This window comes from Paenibacillus jepli, from assembly GCF_047238105.1.
GTDB lineage: Bacteria > Bacillota > Bacilli > Paenibacillales > Paenibacillaceae > Paenibacillus_D.
The window spans coordinates 1865446-1886420 of the sequence record NZ_JBDFMD010000001.1 but is presented as its reverse complement, the minus strand read 5'-3'; the positions used below and the strand labels follow the sequence as shown (position 1 = coordinate 1886420).

The following is a 20975-nucleotide window of genomic DNA, read 5'->3' as shown; positions in this document are numbered from 1 at the left end:
CAAAAAAGTGTCCAACACTATACGAGGAGGAAAACCATGAACATCCTCGCGTCAGGCATGGGATGGATCGATCACACTCATGGCGGGTTAAACCGGTACTTTGCAGACTATACAGCGGCCATGCAAGCCAAGGGACACACCGTCAAAGGTCTAATTACCGCTCATGGCGAGTATACGACTGCGCCTGCCTACATCCAGGAGGTACTATCCAGAGAAGCCAAGGTCAATCCGATCGTACGAAGTCGTGCATTCGCGAACAAGTTCCGCAATGAGCTTCGAGCGAGCCGCCCGGATGTGTTCAATCCGCACTTCGCACTCTACGCTTCTATGATTACACGTCAACAGGTGCCGATTGAAATTCCTATCATTACGCACTTTCACGGTCCTTGGGCACAGGAATCTCAGGTAGAGGATCGCGGTGCGAGTATGGGGCAAAAGCTACGATATCAGTTGAAGAAGAGTGTGGAGCAACTGTCATATCGGCGTTCCGATTATTTTATTGTTCTCAGCCAATACTTCAGGGATATTCTGGCAAACGGATATGGGGTCCCGACGAACAGGATCCACATCGTACCCGGAGCGGTAGACGTAGATCGTTTCCGTCCGGCCAAGGCTCGCGACGATGTCCGCCAGCGGCTTGGGCTGCAGCCGGAGCAGAACGTCCTGTTCTGCGCGCGCCGTCTGGTCAACCGGATGGGCATCGACCGGTTGATTGCGGCCATGCCCGCAGTGCTGGCGCAGGCACCTGATACCGTATTGTACATTGTGGGTGACGGTCCGCAAAGGGAAAGGCTGTCGGCGTTGATCGATCAGCTGCGTTTGCAGCAGTCGGTTTTCCTGCTGGGCAAGGTGCCCAATGAAGAGTTGGTCAGCTGGTATCAAGCGGCGGATCTGAGCATCGTGCCGACAGTGACACTGGAAGGGTTCGGTCTGGTTACGGTCGAAGCGCTCGCCTGCGGGACGCCGGTACTGGGGACGCCTTATGGCGGTACCCGGGAAATCCTGGAGCAGTTTGACGCCAACCTGCTCTTCCGTGACCACAGTCCGGAGGCGATGAGCGACAAGATCATCTCCGCCCTCAATGGACACTGTAAGATTCCCTCCCGCGAAGCCTGCAGGGCGCATGTCATGGAACGGTATACGTGGGATATCGTATCGGAGTCTGTAGCAAGGATCTTCGAGATGGCAATCTCCGATCGAAGGAGGCTGGCGGCAAGATGAAGGTAGCGTTCTATAACCATACCAGTGATGTAAGCGGGGCCGAGATCAGCCTGCTGCTGACGATGAAACATCTGCAGCAGGCGGAGCCGGTCCTTTTTGCGCCGCCGGGCGAGTTGGCGGATCGAGCAGTTCAGGCGGGAATCGAGGTCATCCCGGTCGATTCGTATCGTGCCAGGCTATCCAGGAATCCGCTTCGTCTGCTTAAGGATGCACTCGGCATGCTGAGATCGGGCTGGGTGCTGGCCCGGGCCGTCCGCAAGGAGCAGGTGGACACGATCCATGCCAACTCGCTCCGTGCCGGCATGATGGCCTCCCTGTTCGTCTGGCTGCATCGTCGTCCCGTGATCTGGCATGTCCGGGATATGCCACCAGGCGGTCTGATCGGCAGGATGATCAATTGGCTGGCTCTGCTTACCGTGACAGCGATCATCGGCATTTCTCATCCGGTGCTCCGTGGATTCCCGGCAAGCGCTCTACAGCGGCGGCTTCTTCTCGTCCATAATGGAGTAGAGGTGGAGGAGCTGACGGAGCTGGAGCGCGCCAGGCATCGGCAGCAGATCAGGAAGGAGTGGCATACGCCGCAGGACGCCAAGGTGATGGTCATCATCGGACAGATCGCGCCATGGAAGCGGCAGGAGGATGCGATTGCCGCTGCAGAGCGGCTGATACGCTCAGGGAATGATCTTTATTTGTGGGTCGTGGGCGCCCCGAAGTTTCGCCAGGAGAACATTGATTACTTCCGTGATCTTCGGGACCGGGTCGCGGGAGCTGAGCTGGAGCATCGGATTCGTTTCGCGGGCTTCCGCGAGGATGTCACTTCCATCTGCTGCGCAGCCGATGTGTTACTGCTGTGCTCGGATAATGAACCGTTTGGCAGGGTGATCATCGAAGCCATGGCCCAACATGTGCCGGTGATCGGCACACGCGCCGGAGGGGTGCCGGAGATCGTCCGCCACGGTCAGGACGGACTGTTGTACGAGACGGGCGATGTGGATGAGCTCGTCACCTGCGCTTCGCTATTGCTCCAAGACCACAGGTGCAGGCGTGACATGGGCGAAGCGGCCGCAGGGCGGGTACGTGAATCGTTTACGATCGAGAGAACAGCCGGGCGAGTCGAGCAGATATATGACCAAGTAGTGGGCAGATCGTCTGGCCGCAGAACAGCTGCAGAGGCCAGGCGTCTGCTCAGTGACCAACCCCGCATCGCCATCGTCCATGATTATCTGAATCAGATGGGCGGGGCCGAGCGTGTCGTCGGCACCTTGCACAGGATGTTCCCGGATGCGCCGATCTATACGACGATCATCGACCGGGAGGGGCTGCTGCCAGAGCTGAGGGAGGCGACCATCCATACGACCTGGATGCAGCGGATCCCCGGGATTCAGAAGCGGTTCAAGCTGTTCTTCTGGCTCTATCCGCTCGCGATGCGGTCAATGAAGCTGGATGATTATGATCTGGTGATCAGCTCCAGCAGCGCTTACGGCAAGGCCGCTCCCGTCCGCAAAGGCGCACTCCATCTGTGTTACTGCCATACGCCGATGCGATTCGCCTGGGACTTCGACACTTATATGGAAGGGATGCGCGTCTCGCCGGTGCTCAAGCTGGCGGCACGCTTGCTTGTGATGCCCTTGCGTCTATGGGACCGGGCGAGTTCCCGGCGTGTGGATATGATCGTGGCCAACTCAACAATCGTCGGCCAGCGGATCAAGACGCATTACAACCGGGACGCTCCCGTCATCTTCCCGCCGGTTAATCTGTCGAGGTACGAGCCTGGTGGCGAACCGCCAGGGGATTACCTGCTGGTCGTCTCCCGGCTCGTCTCCTACAAGCGGATCGATCTTACGGTCGCGGCTTGCTCCAGCCTGGGACTGCCGCTCATCGTCGTCGGTGACGGTCCGGACCGGACCCGGCTGGAGGAGATGGCAGCACCTTGCGTACGCTTCCTGGGGAGACTGCCGGATGAAGAGGTTCGGGAGCTGATGCAGGGATGCCGGGCGTTCCTCTTTCCTGGACTGGAGGACTTCGGCATCACGCCGCTGGAGGTCAACGCCTGCGGGCGTCCGGTGATCGCCTATCGGGGAGGCGGGGCCCTCGACACCGTCAAGCCGGGCGTTAACGGACAATATTTTGAGGAACAGACGGTGGCTTCGCTTTCCGAGACGCTCAAGCATTTTGATGACCGGCAGTTTGATCCCGCTATAATTCGTCAGCACGCTGAGCAATTCGACGAGGCCCGCTTCATGCAGCAGCTGCAGCAGGCAATCGCGCAGCTGCGTTCACGCCCTACCCCTGTAGCAGGCTTGAAGAACGAATCACAGACCGTCCAGGCGGGCGCATAACGTAATGTCTATTCTTCCTATCCTCTTCATAAACTGTACAAGCTGACAGTTGACGGGAGGAAGCGCATGCTGAGAAGAAGACGCCGGATCCGCCTCCTGCCCCTCCTCCTCATCGCCGTGATGGCATGGGGCGGGTGGTTGGTATTCGGATGGTTGCAAACGTCATTTGGCTCCAGGGAGGCGGAGCTGGCGCGAGTCGTCGATGCCTTTTATGCGTTTGAGCAGCAGGGCGATTTCGGCAGCTCCTGGGAGCTGTTCCATAGCGATATGCATGCGCGGTTTACCAAAGAATCGTATATTGAGACGCGAGCGCATGTGTTCCTCAATCATTTTGCCGTTCGGACGTTCAGCTACACGCTGGACGAACCCGAGTTCGTCGGCGAGTGGCGGATGGATGCCCGTGCGGGCAAGTTGTCACATGTCTATAGGGTCAAGGCTAGAACCGTATTCGACAGCCCGATCTTCGGCCTGTTCGAGCTGGCGCAGCTCTGTTATATCGCCCAAGAGGACGGGGAATGGCGGGTGCTGTGGGATTACCGCTCGGAGATGGGGGCGGAGTGATCCGGCGATCATAAGACGTCATGGAGATGGAGGTCCCTATGAGCCAACTGGTCTACTACCGAGCCGAATGCGATACCCCGTCGCAGGTCCGGCTGCACCGCAACTCCCGGGGCATGCTGGTACTGGAGATGGATGGCGCCAGATACGAACGGATCCGGCTGGTCCGCGGGCTGCCGCGGGTGATGCCGGAGAGTTATATCTCTGTATTGCAGCACACTGGTGAGCAGATCGCACTCATCCATCATCTGAGCTTGCTCGACGAAACCAGCCGTTCGGAAGCGGAGCGTGAGCTGGAGCGGGGGTCGCTGCTGCCCGAGATCGAGCGGATTGATTCGATCTCATGCGAGCGCGACGGTTGGGTCTGGCAAGTACAGACCGACTGCGGCGCGGAGACGATCGTCCTGCATGCAACCGGAGAACAACTTCACAGGATTGCGCCGACACGGTGGATCATCGTCAACTACAACGGTCATCGCTGCCAGCTAAGCGATCTGACGGCGCTGGATGGCGGCTACAGTCACCGGCAAGTCGAAACCTGGCTGCGGCGGTACGGCTGATTACCCCAAGCTTATTTCATATTCTCTGCGCCTCAACCCCATCACGGTTCGCCACCTCCCCCGGTTTCTCGACAGTTCTCGGTCCGCCTTCTGGCGCGCTTGTTTTGGGAAGCGCATACACGACAAAAGCCTACAATATTTCCAGGATTAGCTTGACAATAATCGATATTTGTCATAAATTTAGGTTAACAAAGATACAATATGTAACAGTAAAATATTTTAGATACAATTCGTATATCTTATTCCGAGGAGAGATCGTCGATGTACAGATCAGACCAATATTACTGTGTGGGCTGCGGGCGTATGGAGAACCTGGAAGAGGCGCAGCTTTTATTCCGAACGGGCTTCTTCCGGATCGTGCATCCGCTCGGCTGCTGCGTAAGATGTAGTGGGGCGGAACAAGGCATGCAGGATTTGTCCTATCCGCTTGCTGACAGCGATCCGACACTGGCTGGCAGGCATCACATCGCTTCCCCCTCCAAGGAGCGCAAGGAGCTGGCCTACGCCTATTGAAGGCCCCGTGGCAGCAGATTCACATGAACCGCACTGCTGGATGACGCAGGCGGTTTTATTTGTTCATCGAGCCGTTTCACCTTGAATTGCTAAGTTTTTGCTAAATGACTATCAATGCCTAACTCACATCAGCTATAATAAATGGAAGTTTTGATGAGAGGAGAGATGGCATGATGTCCAGCTCAGCTCCTGCGGGAGCATACGCCCCCCGTCCTGATCCAGAACCAGTTGTACGGATGCAAGGTGTCACCAAGCGTATAGGCAAGCGCACCATTATCGACGATCTCACGCTGGATGTCCCTCCCGGCGAAGTATTTGGTTTCCTGGGTCCCAACGGCTCCGGCAAGACAACCACAATCCGCATGATGGTAGGGCTGATGAAGCTCTCCAGCGGCGAGATCCTGATCCGTAATCACAGTATTACCAGAGACTACGAGAAGGCGATTCGGCATGTGGGAGCGATCGTCGAGAATCCGGAGATGTACAAATATTTGACCGGCTACCAGAACCTGCTGCACTTTGCCAGGATGATCCCCGGCATCACGAGACAGCGGATCGATGAGGTGGTCCAGTTGGTCGGCCTGGAGGCCCGCATCCATGACAAGGTGAAGACTTACTCGCTAGGGATGCGCCAGCGGCTTGGCGTCGCCCAAGCGATCATGCACAAGCCTTCACTGCTCATCCTGGACGAGCCTACCAACGGTCTGGACCCGGCAGGGATCCGCGAGCTGCGCGATTATCTGCGGCTGCTGGCCAGAGAAGAAGGCATCACAGTGTTCGTCTCAAGCCATTTGCTATCCGAGATGGAGCTGATGTGCGACCGGGTCGCCATCATTCAGAGCGGCCGATTGATCGACGTACGGCCGATGAGGGAGCAGCAGCTGGAGACGGCGCTTGGCCAAGTGTTCTTCGAGGTCGATCAGCCGCAGACGGCGATGGAGGTGCTCGCCGAGTTCGGAGCGGCGCTCGAGGGCAACCAAGTTGCGTTCCTGGCGGACCGTGACCAGATCGCGGCAGCCAACGCGGCACTGGTACAGGCCGGGATCAAAGTATTCGGCATCCGCCAGCATACCAAGACGCTGGAAGACCAGTTCCTTGAAGTGACGGGAGGCGAGCGGATTGTTTGATTTCATGCAGCTTGTAAACAATGAGAATATGAAGATCTACCGGCGCCCCCGCACTTGGATCATGCTCGGTCTGCTGCTCGTCATCACGCTCAGCATTCCTGTCCTGATGTACCTCTATAGCGGCGATATGAAGCCCTCGATGTGGCTGGCCGTTCAGATTCAGTCCATGATGGCGATCATGATGGTAACGGTGTTTACCGTGGTTATCGCCGCAGAGACGGTCGCAGGCGAATTCAGCTCCGGCACGATCAAGCTGCTCATGATCCGCCCCTGGAGCCGATCCAAGATACTGCTGTCCAAATACATCGCCATGCTGCTGTTCGGCCTGCTTTTCATGGTTGTGCTGTTCGGATGGAATATCTTGAGCTCGATGATCCTGTTCGGCTACGACGGCGAGGAGCTGATGGGCAATCGTTCATCCATCGCTTACTGGACGATGAATTACTTCTATGAATATGTCAGTCTGATCATCGTCGTCACGCTGGCCTTCCTGATCTCCACGGTGTTCCGCAGCGGCGGGCTGGCGATCGGCCTCTCGCTGTTCCTGCTGCTGGGCGGCAGTGTCATCACCGGGATCATCAGCATGCTGGATTATGAGTGGGTCAATTATCTGCTGTTTGCCAATCTGTCGCTCACAGATTACCTGGTCAGCGATGTGTCCCAGACGACCGGCAAACCGATGGCGTTTACGCTAGGCGTGCTGGGCGCTTATTACGTACTGTTCATAGCGGTGACCTGGCTGGTCTTCAGTAAACGGGATATCGCTTAGCTGTTGCTTCCCGCGTCTGCTCGAACAAGAGGGCTGCGCCTCCGGTCAATCTGTCCGGTAGGCGCAGCCCTTTGCCGCAATTCAAGAAATCAGCCGGCAGCGCGTGCTTTTTCCTTGCTATCTTTGGTGTCTTTGACTGCCGCCACCGCAGACTCTTCCTTCCGGCTGGAAGCCCCTGCGCTGCTGTTAGCAGCGGCCGCCGCTTTGATCATCGTGCAGTGACCAGTCAACTGGCCGCCTTCTTGGATGATCAAAGCTGTCGTGCTGACGGAACCGTGGATCTGTCCGGAGGCAGTGATGATCAGACGACCGGTGGTCTGTACTTCGCCATAGACGATGCCTGCGACAGTCAGATCGCGCGAGACCAGCGTCGAGCGGGCGACACCGCATTCGCCGACGATGATCTCTCCCTTGCACTCAAGGTCCCCCCGGTGCTCCCCTTCAATTCGCAGATCGCCCTCGCACGTCAGCTTGCCTTCGATCACTGTCCCTTGGCCGATCAGCGTGTCTGCAGAGGAATAACGCTTGTTTTCTTTGAACATAGAGCAGTCCTCCTTTTTCGTCGTCCCAAAAGGGATGCCTCTTTGAACGCATACTTAAATGGGATCATGACTCCTACGCCTCTTTAGCTATTTATTCGCTTGCCTGTCTATTCATGCCTGATTTGTACGTCGGGTGATGCAAGGCGGCATCCGGCGGGGTATAGGGAAGTATAATCGCTTTCGCGGATGCAGAACCTAACCGGAAGGCCAAGTTTGCATTTGCGGGCCGCCCTGAAAGGAGTCTTCTATGATTTGGCTAGTCCTGGCACTGTTCATCTTTATCTTTCAAATCGCGACCATCCTAATTGCCGAATTTAGACGCCCTTCCAAGGCTGTGGCCTGGCTGCTCATTCTGTTCGTCTTTCCCCTGATCGGCTTTGTCATGTACTATTTTATGGCCAAGGATTTTCAGCGCCGCCGTACGGTGCGCAAACGGGGGGTTATCGCGGGAGAACATCGGCTGGAGGCGATGCGCCGCTGCAAGCTTGTACACCGCATGTCGGACTTGGGCGAGGGACGCTTCAATCATCAAGAGCGCTTGTTTCACCTGCTGCATAATCTGGCACAGTCGCCGATTACCGGATGCAACAAGGTCAAGATCCTCAATAACGGGGATGCCACCTTTGAAGCCATCCTGGCGGCTATGGAGCAAGCGGAGCATCACATTCATTTGGAATACTACACGATAAGACACGATGAGACGGGTGAGCGGTTCAAGGATGTCATGATCCGCAAGGCCAAGGCGGGAGTGGAGGTGCGGCTCATTTTTGACGGCGTTGGCAGTTACGAGCTGAGTGCCGCATACTTGCAGGAGCTTTGTGACGCTGGGGTGCACACCCATTGCTTTCTGACGCCGCGGCTGGCTTTTTTCGACAAACGGATGAATTATCGCAATCACCGCAAGATTGTCGTCGTAGATGGTACAGTCGGCTTCCTGGGCGGGATCAATATCGGAGACGAATATATCGGCAAAAATCCGAAGCTGGGCTTCTGGAGAGACATCCACCTGCAGATCGAGGGAGATTCGGTCTACTTCCTGCAGGACGTATTCATGAGAGACTGGTGGTTCACGGCACGGGAGAAGCTGGAGGACAAGGCTTATATGCCCGAGCATCGCTGCAATAACGACCAGCATGTGCAGATCATCTCCAGCGGTCCCGACAGTACGGCCGATACGATCCTGGAGTGCCTGTCCGGCGCGATCAGCGTGGCCAAACAGAGCATCTATATCGCCACGCCTTACTTCATCCCTGATCAGAGTATCTTGATGGGTCTGCGAACGGCTGCCCAAGCGGGCATCGATGTGCGTATCCTGATCCCTGAACAAGCCGATTCCCGGCTCGTTATGTATGCTTCGCTATCTTATGTCGAGGATCTGATGACCGCCGGTGTCCGCTTCTTCCGTTATCGTAAAGGGTTCATCCACTCCAAGGTGACGATTGTCGACCGGCTGATCGCCTCCGTAGGTACGGCTAATATGGATATGCGCAGCTTTTTCAGCAACTTTGAGATCAATGCCATCCTCTTCGACGAGGAGCCGATCCGCGCGCTCACCGATGACTTCATGGCTGACCTCGAGGACAGCAAGGAGCTGCATCTGTCTGACTTTCATGAACGGCCGCGCTGGCAAAAAGCGAGCGAGATCGCGGCGCGGATGCTCTCGCCGCTGCTCTAGCGCTTGCCGATAAACTCTAGGATCGGCCGCAGCTGCTGGGGCTCGGTCTGCTCCATCAGGTCGCCGACGCGGGAGAGCCGCTCGCTGATGTTCAGCAGATGGTAATCGGCAGGGCGAGGTGATCGGCGCACCTCGTCCCAGGTCAGAGGCGTGGAGACGGGCGCGCCGGCCCTTGCCCTTGGTGTATAGGGGGCAGATAGCGTCTTGCCTTGATAATGCTGCAGATAATCGACATAGATCAGATCGCCACGATGCTTCTTCAGCCGCTGGGTCGTGAACAGATCAGGGTGGGTGGAGGACAGATACTCGCCGATGAAGAGGCCAATCCTGCGCAGCTCGTCAAAGCTGAGATCCGGGACGAGCGGGACGGTGATCTGTACGCCGGTTGCCCCCGAGGTTTTGGGGATACTCTGGATTCCCAGGGATTCGAGCAGCCGGCCGACGAGCATCGCGGCTTCCATGATGCGCGGCTCTTCCTCTTGCGAGGGGTCAAGGTCGAGCACCCACTCGGTCGGGACGAGCGGCTCGCCGATCCGGTCGAAGGAAGCGTGAAATTCCAGCGCCGCCAGATTGCCCAGCCATAGCAGCGTCGGCAGCGAGTCGAGATGGACATAGTGGATCCCGGACTGAACCGCAAGGTTTACGAACGGCGGCTGAGGCTGCGGGCAATTTTTCTGGTAGAAGGACTTGCCGTCGATCCCATGCGGATAACGGATCGTCGTCAGATAGCGGTTCCGGCAGTGCTTGATCAGGTATGGAGCGAGCTCGCCCAACCGCTGCAGATAGATCAGCTTGGAGATCCCGCTCTCGGGCCACAGCAGCTTGTCCGGGTTGCTGATGACCAGCTCGTGCCCGTCTATCATCAGTGTGCCTTTTACGGTTGACGGCATAGCCCCTTCTCCTCCCCTCTAAGAGAAACCCCTGTCGCAGTACTTCACATGTTTACTCAGCCTTCTTGGAGCGCGCGGTCGTCTTTTTCTTGGTCGTCTTGCCAGGCTTGGTATCCTTGGCTCCGGTATCGCCGGTGGTGTTGACCGCTTCGAGCGAAGCCTGCAGCGCTGCCATCAGATCGACGACATTGGTCCGCTGCTGCTCCGGAGCGACATGCACTTCCTCGCCGGCGATCTTCTTGCCGATCAGGTCCATCAGACGCTGGCGGTAATCGTCCTTGTACTGCTCCGGCTCGAAGGGCGTCGTCAGCTGATCGATCAGCATCGCTGCCATCGACAGCTCTTTATCATTGACCTCGACCTTCTCCGGCAGGCCCGGTACTTGAGCGATCGGGCGGATCTCATCGGGGTAGAAGATCGTCTCCATCGCCAGGCAGTTGTCCATCACCCGGATGGCTGCCAGAGAGCTCTTGGAGCGGATCGAGATGTGGGCGATCCCGATGCGCCCGGATTGCTTCATCGCCTCGAGCAGCAGATTGTATGCATTGCCACCCGCCTGATCCGGAGAGAGGTAGTAGGTTTTCTGGAAATAGATCGGATCGATCTCATGCAGGTCGACGAAGTCGACGATCTTGATCGTCCGGCTGCCGTCGCTGCCGAGCTGGTTCAGCTCCTCTTTCTCGAACAGCACGAAGCGCCCTTTCTCGTACTCATACCCCTTGGCGATATCCTCCCACTCTACATCGACCTCACAAGTCTTGCATTGTCTGACATAGGCAATCGGCGTCCCGCACTGCTTGTGGATCATCCGCATTGAGATATCCTTGTCCTCAGTAGCCGAGAACATCTTGACCGGCACATGGACCAGCCCAAAGCTGATCGCGCCTTTCCATACCGTATGCATCGCATACGCCTCCTTATCCGGAACAAAGTCTAAAGCCCATTTTGATATAGGATTCCCTGAATGCATGATAATCAACCGGGGAGGGCATATTTTCACAAGAGACTGCTAAGGAGGAACACGAGGATGGATAATAACAGGCAAACGCGTCCGCTCGAAGAAGATCACGAGGGACGCAAGGCGTATGAGATGGACATCGACCGGATGGTCAATGAAGGGCTGGGAGGCGGCCAGGTCACCAGAGACAACGGCTTGATCGACGAGACCACGGTCAATACGATGGGCGGTGCGCAACGCGTGTCGGAAGTCGGCTTGGACGAAAAAGATCTATGAGAAGGGAGGGACAGGGATGAATACCACGCGCGCATTGGAAATCTATCATGCCAAAGAAACGATCGGTGTCCAGTTGAATGGCGAACCGGTCTGGATCGAGCATGTGGATGAAGCTAATGGGATGGCAACCGTGCAGGTGGGTACGCGGCCAACGGATACGCAAACGGTATCTGTAGAAGTCCTCACCGAAGGAGATTGACGGATGAGGCGGACCAAGCTGTTGTCTGCATTCATGCTGAGTATGCTGCTGCTGGGCTGCGGCGCTGCGGGGGGAGAGCCAACTGGCGACACGCCAGACGAACAACGGGGCGGTATCGTCACCGGGATGAGCGATACCGTCCGCAGTCAACAGCCGGAGACGCCGCCGCTCACACTGGACGAGCTGCGCCGCAAATATCCGGAGACGTTTATCTTTCATGGCCCGCAGAACGCCCGGGTGGTCGCACTGACCTTCGATGATGCGCCGGACGATATCTTCACGCCGCTGGTGCTGGATGCTCTGAGGGAGGCAGGCGTCCAGGCGACCTTCTTTGTCGTGGGCGAGCGAGTGGAGAAATACCCCGAGGTCATGCGGAGGCTTGTAAGGGAAGGACATATCGTCGGCAACCATTCCTACAATCATGCCAATCTGCCCAGGCTCAGCGAGTCGGAGTTCCGATCGCAGATTACGCGGACGGACGAGCTGATCCGCCAGTATACCGGATATGTACCGAGCTACATCCGGCCGCCCTACGGCAATATCAATGAACCGCAGCTGCAGTGGCTGGCCGCGCAGCAGCGCAAAGTGGTCAACTGGAATGTCGACTCGCTCGATTGGAAGGACCTGCCGGCCGAGGAGGTTGTGGACAATATCCTGTCGGCCGTCAAGCCTGGCGCGATCATCCTCCAGCACTCCGGCGGCGGCGTCGGGGCGGACTTGACGGGGACGGCCGAGGCGATCCCGACGGTTGTAGCGCGGTTGAAGGAGCAGGGATACAGCTTTGCGACGATCCCAAGGTTATTGGGAGAGCATTAGAGCTCCCGGCATCACTTGTATAGTTGAACCGGAACCGGTCCATGCCGCTACAGTGCGGCTGGGCCGGTTTTTGGTGTGGATTGGACCCTGATTAGGAAATCTTTTGAAACCGGATTCCTTATTTTTCCGTATAAGTATAGCGTTTTCTATATTAGGAAGACGACTATCTTGCGAAAGGAAGGATCTAGTGAAGCGAAATCAGAAGAAACGTAGTCAGGTCATGAAGCTGGCGGTCGCGAGCTCGCTCAGTCTCGCACTGCTGCACGGTCCGATCGCCCCGGGCGTATCGGCAGAGACGTCATCCGTAACGGAGGTCGACACAGCAGTCTCATCGAGTACCACGGGAGGGAGCGGGCAGGCGACACCGCCGGATCCGGCCGGTGCCTCTCAAGGTCCGCGTCCCGATCCGAGTGAAGTGAAGTTTACGAAGGAGCAAGCGGAGAAGCGGGTACGGGACCTGTTCCCCGAGCTGCAGGACGCGCAGCTGCGCGGGATCGAGCTGGGCAATCCCAACTCCTATCCCCAGAGCAGCGAACTGATATGGACGTTGGATTGGCACGTTACCCAGGGCAATAGCAGCCACGGCTTCAGCATCCAGGTCGATGCGCTGAATGGCGACATCCGCAGCTACTATCGGAGCAGCAGTTTCGAAGATGAATATGCGCACGGCTATCCGCCAGCGGTCAATCGACAGGCGGCCGAAGAGATCGCCAAGGCGTTCGCAGTCAAAGCGGCCCCTTCCTTGAAGGATGTGCAATTGAGAGACTTCCCGCGTACATATCCTTCTTCGTCGTTGTCGAGTCTGTTTGCGCTCGCTAATTATTCGTTTGAATTTCAGCTGGTCGTTGACGGCGTCCCCAGCGAAGTGGAGAACCTTAGTGTGATCGTAGACGGCAACGGCGAGATTAGGCAATTCTTTTTTAACCGTTATCAAGGCGAATACCCTTCTGCCTCCGCTGAGGTCAGCGAGGAAGAAGCGCTGGCATGGATCCGCGAGCAGATCAAGCTGGAGCCGGCTTACATCAGCACCAACCGCAATTCTTATGCCTATTGGAATAATAGAGAAGCTGGCGCCTGGACGATTGGTTATGTGCCGGTGATCGGCTCCCGGTCGCTCCAGGCTGACGACGGCGAGCCATTGGATATGCCGACAGTCGGCGGTGGAGTCCCGCAGCCGCTGCCGGAGAGTGACGAAGTGTTCACACCGCATCAAGGCGCGCAGCTCACGGTGGAGCAGGCAAGGGCGAGAGTGGCCCAGGTGTATACGATTCCGGAGGAATACGTGCAGCAGCAAGGACATCTGAACCCGGATTCCAGAGCTAATGGCAAACAGGTATGGCAGCTGAACTGGATGAAGGCTCCAGGTCCAGGCTTCATGGAGCGGATCTCCGCTGCAGTGGAGGCTGATACGGGCAAGATTATCAATTTCTCCAATGACAGCCGGATGTATTACGGCTATCAAGAGCCGGAGGAGCCGTCCATCACGGAAGCGGAAGCGCGGACAGAGGCGCTCCGGCTTATCCATTTGCTTTATCCGGACGCTGGTTCGGAGCTGAAGTTCAGTCCACCTGCGGAGAGCCGGGAGTCATTGAACCGAGGACAGTTTAGTTATCACTTCCCGCGCTATTACGGAGAGTATCTCTTGCATTCGGCAGGCGTGTATCTCACGCTCGACGGGAACGGCGAGCTAATAAGCTATTACGATTACGGTTTATCGAATAAGGAGCTCGCGGACAAACTGGAGCCGCTGGAGCTGGAGATTGCGTTGGAGGAAGCTGAGGCGACGTATCTCGAAGCGCTCTCCACGGAGCTTGTCTATACAGGCATTCCCGGAGAGATCGTCCAAGGGCTGCAGCAGCAGAGCGATGTCCAGCTGGCCTATGTGCCGCTGCTGAATGGGCAGCGCACGGAAGGCTATGTCGACGGCATCACCGGCAAGCTGAAGCTCGACTGGTTCGGAACAGAGCCGTCCGAGACGGGGGAAGCGACCGATATCGAAGGCCACTGGGCCCAGGAACAGCTGGAGACGATGCTGGCGGCAGGCGTCTTGTCGTCAGATGAAGAAGGCCTGCTGAGACCCAATGGCGAGATCTCGCTTGGCGACTGGATGCTCATGATCACCAAAGCGCTATACGGCGAGCAAGCTGCATATATGGGCTACTATAGAGACGACGAGACGCTGTTTGCGGATGTTCCCGAAGACAGCCCTTACGTCGATGCCGTCCGGTTGTTCGTTCAGCAGAAATGGCTAAAAGCGGATGCGGCTGCCGAGCTGAATCCCGAACAACCGCTGACACGGCAGCAGCTGGCGGTCATGCTGACACATATGCTCAATTACGATAAGCTTTCGAACTTCATGCAGCAAGACGTCGCAGTTAACAGTCTGAACGACGCGGGTGCGATCCAGAACAAGGGCGCGGTTGCCATCGTAGCCAGCCTGGGTCTGCTGCAGCCGGCCGCCGGCCGCTTCAACCCGGATGGGGTCGTGACCAAGGCGCAGGCGGCGACGATCATCATGCGGCTGGTTGAGCTCCAGGGACGCACGGACAATTTCTTGTTCCGTTGACGGGGATACGTTACAATGAGGACGTATTACATATCCGTCTTGGGATGAGAGGAGCGACTTGAAGCATGTACGAAATCGCGATTATCGGAGCCGGGCCTGCCGGAGCCAGCGCCGCACTATTCACTGCCAAGGCCGGCAAGTCGACACTGGTGCTGGACAATAATCAGAGCATGACGAAGCGAGCCTGGGTGGAAAATCATTACGGCGTGCTGGAGACGACCGGCCCCAAGCTGGTCGAGCTCGGCAAGCAACAGGCGGCCAAATTTGGCGCCGAGATCATGGAAGAGCTCGTGACGCGTCTGGAGCCGATCGAGGACGGGATCCTGATCCATACGGATACGGGCGAGAACTACGAGGCCCGTCAGGTCATCATTGCTACCGGGATCGCCCAGGATCTGCTGGAGACGAGCGGCATCATGACCCGTCCCGGTACCGAGCCGCGCATCAAGACCGTCATCGATTGCGACCCGCAGGGACGCACCTCGATGGAGCGCGTCTGGGCGGCAGGGACAGCCGCAGGCATGAGCGTGCATACAATCATCACCGCCGGCGACGGCGCGAAGGTAGCGATCAATGTCATCAGCGAGCTGAACGGCGAGCGTTACGTCGATCACGATGTCCTGAGATCATAAATGAATTCCATTCACTGATAAGAGCATGGAGCCCCTCGGGGCGGACAGCAAGCGGTACTTTCTGTATAGCAGGAAGCGCGCTTGCTGCCCGCATTCCCGCAGGGGCTTTTCCCCGGTTCAGGATACTGCCGCCTTCAGTCACTTCCTCCCGGCTTTGAATCTGCGGGTGTTTCAGTTAAAATAAGAGCATTGACTTGGTAGGGTATAGAAGGGAGTATATTTTGTGGTTGCAATGCAGCATCACCGGTTGACCAAAGCGGACATTGGGAGGCGGGTCTTTTTTATCTTGCTGGGCGCTGCGCTTGTCTCTGTCGCACTCGAGATCTTTCTGGTCCCGAACCAGATTATAGATGGCGGTATTGTCGGCATTTCGATTATGCTGGCGCACTTGTTGTCCTTGCCGCTGGGGCTCTTTTTGTTTGCGTTGAATGTGCCGTTCCTGTTCCTGGGCTACAAGCAGATCGGCAAAACATTTGCGGTCTCAACTCTGTTCGGGGTGACGCTGATGTCGGTCGGCACCTTGCTGCTGCATCACGTCAAACCGCTCACCATCGATACGTTCCTGGCGGCGGTGTTCGGCGGCGTCATCCTGGGCATCGGTGTCGGACTGGTCATCCGCTTCGGCGGATCACTGGACGGCACGGAGATCGTGGCGATCCTGATCAACAAAAAATCGCCGTTCTCGGTGGGAGAGATCGTCATGTTCTTCAATCTGTTCATCATGACGACTGCAGGCTTCGTCTTCGGGTGGGACCGTGCGATGTACTCGCTGATCGCCTACTTCATCGCCTTCAAGACGATCGACATCATCATCGCTGGCTTCGATGAATCCAAGTCCGTCTGGATCATCAGCGAGGAAGCGCGGGAGATCGGCTCGGCCATCATGGACAGGCTCGGCCGGGGCGTTACCTTCCTGCAGGGCGAGGGCGCTTTTACGGGAGATAGCAAGCAGGTGATCTTCTGCATCATCAACCGGCTGGAGGAAGCCAAGCTGAAGTCGATCGTACAGGAACTGGACACATCAGCCTTCCTGGCCATCGGCAATATCCACGATGTCAGGGGCGGCCGGTTCAAGAAGAAGGATATCCATTGATCGCCGGAGGGAAGCCGGCGCATAAGGAAGGCGGGGCTGGCATGCAGCTGGATGAGTTTGGAAGAATACGCCATTGGACGGCGCAGCGGCAGTCGGCTGCATGGCTGGCCGAGCAGGGCGTCATCCTCGGCATCGGCGACGATGCGGCGGTGGTGGAGCCGTTGCCGGTGGATGGGAGCGGGGGGTGGCGGCAGCTGATGGCTGTCGATACGATGGTGGAGACGGTGCACTTCCTGCCGTCCACGATGACGGAGGCGGATATCGGCTACAAGGCGCTTGCCGCCAATGTCAGCGACATCGCAGCGATGGGCGGCTTGCCCCGGCATGCGCTCGTCTCGGTGAGCGCGCCGCCCGCATGGGGTCCGGAGCGGGTCCGGCGGATGTACGACGGGCTGTATGCATGCGCCGAGCGCTATGGCGTCGCCGTCGTCGGCGGCGACACGACCTCCGCGCCGCAGCATCTAGTCATCAGCGTGACGCTCACCGGGGCCGTAGAGCGGGATGCTGTGATCACGCGGGGAGGTGCGCGCCCCGGAGATATGATGTTCGTGACGGGGCCGCTCGGACTGTCCGCAGCCGGGCTGCATTATCTCCTGGCGGCGGATCCAGCCAGGGGGACCAGTGCGGACAAGGTACCGCCGGCGGCGGACGATGAAGCCGCGCCGGCCGCGCTGATCCGGGCGCACCGGCGGCCGCAGCCTTCGGTGCAGGCCGGCCGCTGGCTGGCGGCGCGAGGCACCTGCTCGTCGCTCAACGATGTGAGCGACGGGCTGGCGAGCGAGGCGTGGGAGCTGGCAGAGGCCTCGGGCGTCAGGCTGGTGCTGGAGTCGGAGCGGCTGCCCCGCCACGGCTCGCTGTTGTCCTATGCCGCCGCCATCGGCGCCGATCCGCTCGAGTGGATACTCTACGGCGGCGAGGACTATGCTCTGGTCGGCACGATCGCAGCAGCGGACGCGCTGGCTGCCAAGCAGGAGCTGGGCGCGCAGGGCCAGCCTTTTTATATCATCGGGCGGGCCGAGGCGGCGGATGACGGGCCGTCGGTCTGGCTGGAGACGGCGCACCCGGGATCGGCAGCCATCCGCAGGAAGCCGCTGCAACGGCGGGGCTACAATCATTTTGCGACACCAATCCAAGACGAAAGAACTGATAGGCATGATAGTTAAACATACGGTATGGCAGGCTGGCGAGGAAGCGGATACGGTCCGGCTCGCCAGAACTTTGGCGGCCTGGGCCGCTCCGGAGACGGTGCTGGCCCTCGACGGGGAGCTGGGAGCGGGCAAGACCCGATTCTCCCAGGCCTATGCAGAGGCGCTTGGCGTGCGGACGGTGGTGAACTCGCCGACGTTTACGATTATTAAGGAGTATCAGGGCGAGCAGCTGCCGCTTTATCATATGGATGTGTACCGGCTGTCGCTGATGGAAGCGGACGGGCTAGGGCTGGACGAGTACTTCTATGGCGACGGGGTGACGATCGTCGAGTGGGCGAGTCTCATCGAGCCGCTGCTGCCGCCGGAGCGGCTGGAGCTGCGAATCCTGCACAGGGAGGACGGCGGCCGCCGCATCGAGCTGACCGGCCGTGGTGCGCGCTGCGCCGCCTGGTGCCAACAACTTGAGGAGATGGGAGCGGAGAAGGCATGAACCTGCATGACGGTTTGAAGAGTGGCCTCCACCTGTATGAGCCGGGATCGGACGAGCCGCTGGTGCTGGCTTTCGATACGGCGACTGCGGCTTTTGCGGCAGCCCTGCTGCAGGGTGATCGGATACTGGGCGGGGTGCAGTCGCTTGCCGAGCGCAATCATTCGGTCAATATCATCCCGCAGCTGCAGCAGCTCCTGCGGGAGACGGGTGCTGGGGGTGAGGCGCTGACCGGGCTGGCTGTGGGAATCGGGCCGGGCTCCTATACGGGCGTCCGGATCGCGGTCACGGCTGCCAAGACACTGGCCTGGGTGTGGGATAAGCCGCTGGTCGGCGTCTCCAGCCTGGAGCTTCTGGCTTTGGGAGGCGGACCTCTCGGTCACGCAGAGGGGGCAGAGCCAGGTGACGAGGCCTGGGTCGTGCCACTGATGGATGCCAGAAGAGGACAGGTCTACACGGCTTTGTTCGACGCAGCGCCGTCCGGGTGGTCGCGACTGGCGGAGGACCAGATCCGGCTGATGAGCGACTGGCGGGGAGAGCTGATACGCAGGCTCGAAGCGGCTGGGGATCATACAGGCGAGGGTTTGCCTGCACGTCTTCGTTTTACGGGCGATCCCGCGCTGCATCTGGAGGAGATCGGCTTGTTAGAACAGGAGCTGGCTGACCGCTATCCGGATCTCCGTCTTGAGGTGCGGCCGCATGTCGCCGAGGGGCGATGGGCGGCATTGCTCGGCAGCGTCCGTCTGCTCGCGGGGGAGCAGGATACGGCGCATGATCTGGTCCCCAACTATACCCAGCTGGCCGAAGCCGAGGCCAAGCTGCAAGCCAGACTGCGGGAGGGATCCTGATGGCGGGGAGCAAGGGAGCGGGCACGGGCCGTGACCTGCAGGATGCGCTTGTGTTTCGGATGATGCGGGTGGAGGATGTGCCCGCGATCTGTCAGATCGAGCAGGAGGCATTTACGAGCCCGTGGACAGCGGAGGCTTTCATCAACGAGCTGACCAACAACCACTTTGCCCGGTATATGGTGATGATCCTGGATGGAGAAGTCATCGGGTACGGGGGCATGTGGACGATCATGGATGAAGCTCATATCACCAACATTGCAGTCCGTGAGGATTATCGCGGTCAGGGACTCGGGGAGCGGCTGCTGCTGGAGCTGCAGCGGACGGCGCTGTTCTTCGGCATGAACCGGATGACGCTGGAGGTGAGGGTCAGCAATGAGGTCGCGCAGCGCCTGTACCGCAAGCTCGGATTCGTACCGTCGGGTCTGCGACCGGGCTATTATTCCGACAACAACGAAGACGCCCTCATCATGTGGGCTGAGCTGGATCAGAGGAGAGCGGGTGAGAGGGCATGACGACAGAGATGATCACAACAAGGGCAGAGCAGGGAACAGAGGAGCTGATCCTGGCGATCGAGACGAGCTGCGATGAGACGTCCGCAGCCATCGTGCGCGGAGGGCGGGAGGTGCTGTCCAATATCGTCTCCAGCCAGATCGCCACGCATCAGCAGTTCGGCGGCGTGGTGCCGGAGATCGCTTCCCGCCAGCATGTCGAGTCGATCACAAGGATCACGGAGCAGGCTGTGCGTAAGGCGGGCATCAGCTTGCGGGATATCTCCGCAGTGGCCGTCACGCAAGGGCCGGGGCTCGTCGGGGCTCTGCTCGTCGGCATCGTCGCCGCCAAGAGTCTGGCGATGGCACTTAGCGTGCCCCTGATCGGCACTCATCATATCGCCGGTCATATCTATGCCAATGCGCTCGTGCATGAACTGGAATATCCGCTGCTGGCGCTGGTTGCCTCCGGCGGGCATACCGAGCTGGTGCTGTTGGAGCGGGAGGGCGAGTTCCGCATCATCGGCCGGACGCGTGACGATGCGGTCGGCGAGGCCTACGACAAGGTGGCACGCTCGCTAAAGCTGTCTTATCCCGGCGGCCCGCATATCGACCGGCTGGCACAGCAGGCAGACCGCGCGACGCCGCTGCCGAGGTCGTGGCTGGAGTCGGACTCGTACGACTTTAGCTTCAGCGGTCTGAAGTCTGCGGTGCTGGCGGTCATCAATCAGCATGGGATGAAGGGGCTGACGCTGGATGAGCCTGCGCTCGCGCGGGGCTTCCAGGAGTCGGTGATCGAGGTGCTCACCGAGAAGGCGATCCGTGCGGCCCGGTCCGCCGGTGTCCGGCAGCTGCTGCTGTGCGGCGGTGTCGCTGCCAACAGCGGCCTGCGCCAAGCGTTGGCCGAGCGTTGCGACGCCGAGGGCATCCCGCTGCTCGTACCGCCGCTGTCGCTCTGCTCCGACAATGCCGCGATGATCGCCGCCGCCGCCCATCTCAAGTGGCAGCGGGGCCAGTTCACCGAGCTGGACATGAAGGGCGACCCGGGCCTGTCGCTCGAGGACTGGTCGGTCAGCAGGCATAGGGAGAGTTAAGACTTAACTTTTGAAGTGCATACAAGAGCTTATTTCAATCGTGGCTGATTATTTGCGCCGGTTAGAACACCAACTTGAAGGGAAGGGCCGGGAGGACGGCTGGGGGAGGCTCTCCTGTTCGCGGCTGCTCGCCAGCCTCTCGCGGGAACCCCTCGCCGCTCTCCGGCCGGGAGATA

The 20975-nt window shown here is 58.8% G+C and carries 22 protein-coding genes; 19 read left to right on the top strand and 3 right to left on the bottom strand.

Features of this window, described 5'->3' with window-relative positions:
- The first annotated feature begins 36 nt into the window (after window positions 1-36).
- From ABC336_RS08495 to ABC336_RS08465, 7 genes are all read left to right on the top strand, one after another.
- On the top strand, window positions 37-1221 hold the full coding sequence (locus ABC336_RS08495) for a glycosyltransferase family 4 protein (protein WP_413238244.1): 1185 nt from the start codon (window positions 37-39) through the stop codon (window positions 1219-1221).
- Window positions 1218-3560, top strand: coding sequence for a glycosyltransferase family 4 protein (locus tag ABC336_RS08490; protein WP_413238243.1), 2343 nt, complete (start codon window positions 1218-1220; stop codon window positions 3558-3560). Before ABC336_RS08495 ends, ABC336_RS08490 begins: the two co-directional genes overlap by 4 nt.
- Window positions 3561-3626: 66 nt before the next feature.
- On the top strand, window positions 3627-4121 hold the full coding sequence (locus ABC336_RS08485) for a hypothetical protein (protein WP_413238242.1): 495 nt from the start codon (window positions 3627-3629) through the stop codon (window positions 4119-4121).
- Between the two features lie 38 nt (window positions 4122-4159).
- Window positions 4160-4678 (top strand): DUF1854 domain-containing protein, encoded by a 519-nt coding sequence (locus tag ABC336_RS08480; protein ID WP_413238241.1) that lies wholly within the window; start codon window positions 4160-4162, stop codon window positions 4676-4678.
- Window positions 4679-4939: 261 nt separating this feature from the next.
- Window positions 4940-5191, top strand: coding sequence for a hypothetical protein (locus tag ABC336_RS08475; protein ID WP_413238240.1), 252 nt, complete (start codon window positions 4940-4942; stop codon window positions 5189-5191).
- Between the two features lie 170 nt (window positions 5192-5361).
- Entirely contained in the window at window positions 5362-6318 is a 957-nt protein-coding gene (locus ABC336_RS08470; RefSeq protein WP_413238239.1) for an ABC transporter ATP-binding protein, read from the top strand.
- Window positions 6311-7087 carry an ABC transporter permease gene (locus ABC336_RS08465; protein ID WP_413238238.1) on the top strand — a complete coding sequence of 259 codons (777 nt, stop codon included), beginning with the start codon at window positions 6311-6313 and terminating at the stop codon, window positions 7085-7087. The genes ABC336_RS08470 and ABC336_RS08465 overlap by 8 nt, the downstream gene beginning before the upstream one ends.
- Window positions 7088-7176: 89 nt before the next feature.
- On the opposite strand, the gene ABC336_RS08460 is transcribed toward ABC336_RS08465, so the two are convergent.
- A complete protein-coding gene (locus ABC336_RS08460; RefSeq protein WP_413238237.1) occupies window positions 7177-7629 on the bottom strand; it encodes a bactofilin family protein in 453 nt (150 codons plus the stop codon).
- Between the two features lie 247 nt (window positions 7630-7876).
- On the opposite strand from ABC336_RS08460, the gene cls reads away from it, so the two are divergent.
- Window positions 7877-9304: a cardiolipin synthase gene (gene cls, locus ABC336_RS08455; RefSeq protein ID WP_413238236.1), complete on the top strand. Its 1428-nt coding sequence runs from the start codon at window positions 7877-7879 to the stop codon at window positions 9302-9304.
- Here cls and ligD read toward each other — a convergent pair.
- Together ligD and ku are read right to left on the bottom strand one after the other, a co-directional pair.
- Window positions 9301-10194, bottom strand: a complete 894-nt coding sequence (gene ligD, locus ABC336_RS08450; protein WP_413238235.1) for a non-homologous end-joining DNA ligase — start codon at window positions 10192-10194, stop codon at window positions 9301-9303. The genes cls and ligD overlap by 4 nt on opposite strands.
- Window positions 10195-10246: 52 nt before the next feature.
- The gene (gene ku, locus ABC336_RS08445) at window positions 10247-11098 is read right to left on the bottom strand and encodes a non-homologous end joining protein Ku (RefSeq protein ID WP_413238234.1); all 852 of its coding nucleotides are present in this window, start codon (window positions 11096-11098) and stop codon (window positions 10247-10249) included.
- 123 nt (window positions 11099-11221) lie between these two features.
- On the opposite strand from ku, the gene ABC336_RS08440 reads away from it, so the two are divergent.
- From ABC336_RS08440 to tsaD, 11 genes are all read left to right on the top strand, one after another.
- Window positions 11222-11428 carry a hypothetical protein gene (locus tag ABC336_RS08440; RefSeq protein ID WP_413238233.1) on the top strand — a complete coding sequence of 69 codons (207 nt, stop codon included), beginning with the start codon at window positions 11222-11224 and terminating at the stop codon, window positions 11426-11428.
- A gap of 16 nt (window positions 11429-11444) precedes the next feature.
- A complete protein-coding gene (locus tag ABC336_RS08435) occupies window positions 11445-11627 on the top strand; it encodes an H-type small acid-soluble spore protein (protein ID WP_413238232.1) in 183 nt (60 codons plus the stop codon).
- Between the two features lie 3 nt (window positions 11628-11630).
- A complete protein-coding gene (locus ABC336_RS08430) occupies window positions 11631-12443 on the top strand; it encodes a polysaccharide deacetylase family protein (RefSeq protein WP_413238231.1) in 813 nt (270 codons plus the stop codon).
- Between the two features lie 187 nt (window positions 12444-12630).
- The gene (locus ABC336_RS08425) at window positions 12631-15009 is read left to right on the top strand and encodes a YcdB/YcdC domain-containing protein (protein ID WP_413238230.1); all 2379 of its coding nucleotides are present in this window, start codon (window positions 12631-12633) and stop codon (window positions 15007-15009) included.
- Between the two features lie 65 nt (window positions 15010-15074).
- A complete protein-coding gene (locus ABC336_RS08420) occupies window positions 15075-15641 on the top strand; it encodes an FAD-dependent oxidoreductase (RefSeq protein WP_413238229.1) in 567 nt (188 codons plus the stop codon).
- Window positions 15642-15873: 232 nt separating this feature from the next.
- Window positions 15874-16734 carry a YitT family protein gene (locus ABC336_RS08415; protein ID WP_413242471.1) on the top strand — a complete coding sequence of 287 codons (861 nt, stop codon included), beginning with the start codon at window positions 15874-15876 and terminating at the stop codon, window positions 16732-16734.
- On the top strand, window positions 16731-17897 hold the full coding sequence (thiL, locus tag ABC336_RS08410) for a thiamine-phosphate kinase (protein ID WP_413238228.1): 1167 nt from the start codon (window positions 16731-16733) through the stop codon (window positions 17895-17897). Before ABC336_RS08415 ends, thiL begins: the two co-directional genes overlap by 4 nt.
- Entirely contained in the window at window positions 17887-18372 is a 486-nt protein-coding gene (tsaE, locus tag ABC336_RS08405) for a tRNA (adenosine(37)-N6)-threonylcarbamoyltransferase complex ATPase subunit type 1 TsaE (protein ID WP_413238227.1), read from the top strand. The genes thiL and tsaE overlap by 11 nt, the downstream gene beginning before the upstream one ends.
- Window positions 18369-19217 (top strand): tRNA (adenosine(37)-N6)-threonylcarbamoyltransferase complex dimerization subunit type 1 TsaB, encoded by an 849-nt coding sequence (gene tsaB / locus ABC336_RS08400; protein WP_413238226.1) that lies wholly within the window; start codon window positions 18369-18371, stop codon window positions 19215-19217. The genes tsaE and tsaB overlap by 4 nt, the downstream gene beginning before the upstream one ends.
- Complete coding sequence (rimI, locus tag ABC336_RS08395) at window positions 19217-19729, top strand: ribosomal protein S18-alanine N-acetyltransferase (protein WP_413238225.1); 513 nt, start codon at window positions 19217-19219, stop codon at window positions 19727-19729. The genes tsaB and rimI overlap by 1 nt, the downstream gene beginning before the upstream one ends.
- Complete coding sequence (tsaD, locus tag ABC336_RS08390; RefSeq protein ID WP_413238224.1) at window positions 19726-20799, top strand: tRNA (adenosine(37)-N6)-threonylcarbamoyltransferase complex transferase subunit TsaD; 1074 nt, start codon at window positions 19726-19728, stop codon at window positions 20797-20799. Before rimI ends, tsaD begins: the two co-directional genes overlap by 4 nt.
- The last annotated feature ends 176 nt before the right edge of the window (window positions 20800-20975 follow it).

Coding starts and splice junctions, on each gene's coding strand:
- ABC336_RS08460 (WP_413238237.1), bottom strand. CDS start 7,629: ATGTTCAAAGAAAACAAGCGTTATTCCTCTGCAGACACGCTGATCGGC.
- rimI (WP_413238225.1), top strand. CDS start 19,217: ATGGCGGGGAGCAAGGGAGCGGGCACGGGCCGTGACCTGCAGGATGCG.
- ABC336_RS08485 (WP_413238242.1), top strand. CDS start 3,627: ATGCTGAGAAGAAGACGCCGGATCCGCCTCCTGCCCCTCCTCCTCATC.
- tsaE (WP_413238227.1), top strand. CDS start 17,887: ATGATAGTTAAACATACGGTATGGCAGGCTGGCGAGGAAGCGGATACG.
- ligD (WP_413238235.1), bottom strand. CDS start 10,194: ATGCCGTCAACCGTAAAAGGCACACTGATGATAGACGGGCACGAGCTG.
- ABC336_RS08430 (WP_413238231.1), top strand. CDS start 11,631: ATGAGGCGGACCAAGCTGTTGTCTGCATTCATGCTGAGTATGCTGCTG.
- tsaD (WP_413238224.1), top strand. CDS start 19,726: ATGACGACAGAGATGATCACAACAAGGGCAGAGCAGGGAACAGAGGAG.
- ABC336_RS08470 (WP_413238239.1), top strand. CDS start 5,362: ATGATGTCCAGCTCAGCTCCTGCGGGAGCATACGCCCCCCGTCCTGAT.
- ABC336_RS08420 (WP_413238229.1), top strand. CDS start 15,075: ATGTACGAAATCGCGATTATCGGAGCCGGGCCTGCCGGAGCCAGCGCC.
- tsaB (WP_413238226.1), top strand. CDS start 18,369: ATGAACCTGCATGACGGTTTGAAGAGTGGCCTCCACCTGTATGAGCCG.
- ABC336_RS08440 (WP_413238233.1), top strand. CDS start 11,222: ATGGATAATAACAGGCAAACGCGTCCGCTCGAAGAAGATCACGAGGGA.
- ABC336_RS08490 (WP_413238243.1), top strand. CDS start 1,218: ATGAAGGTAGCGTTCTATAACCATACCAGTGATGTAAGCGGGGCCGAG.
- ABC336_RS08475 (WP_413238240.1), top strand. CDS start 4,940: ATGTACAGATCAGACCAATATTACTGTGTGGGCTGCGGGCGTATGGAG.
- ABC336_RS08495 (WP_413238244.1), top strand. CDS start 37: ATGAACATCCTCGCGTCAGGCATGGGATGGATCGATCACACTCATGGC.
- ABC336_RS08435 (WP_413238232.1), top strand. CDS start 11,445: ATGAATACCACGCGCGCATTGGAAATCTATCATGCCAAAGAAACGATC.
- ABC336_RS08480 (WP_413238241.1), top strand. CDS start 4,160: ATGAGCCAACTGGTCTACTACCGAGCCGAATGCGATACCCCGTCGCAG.
- cls (WP_413238236.1), top strand. CDS start 7,877: ATGATTTGGCTAGTCCTGGCACTGTTCATCTTTATCTTTCAAATCGCG.
- ABC336_RS08415 (WP_413242471.1), top strand. CDS start 15,874: ATGCAGCATCACCGGTTGACCAAAGCGGACATTGGGAGGCGGGTCTTT.
- ku (WP_413238234.1), bottom strand. CDS start 11,098: ATGCATACGGTATGGAAAGGCGCGATCAGCTTTGGGCTGGTCCATGTG.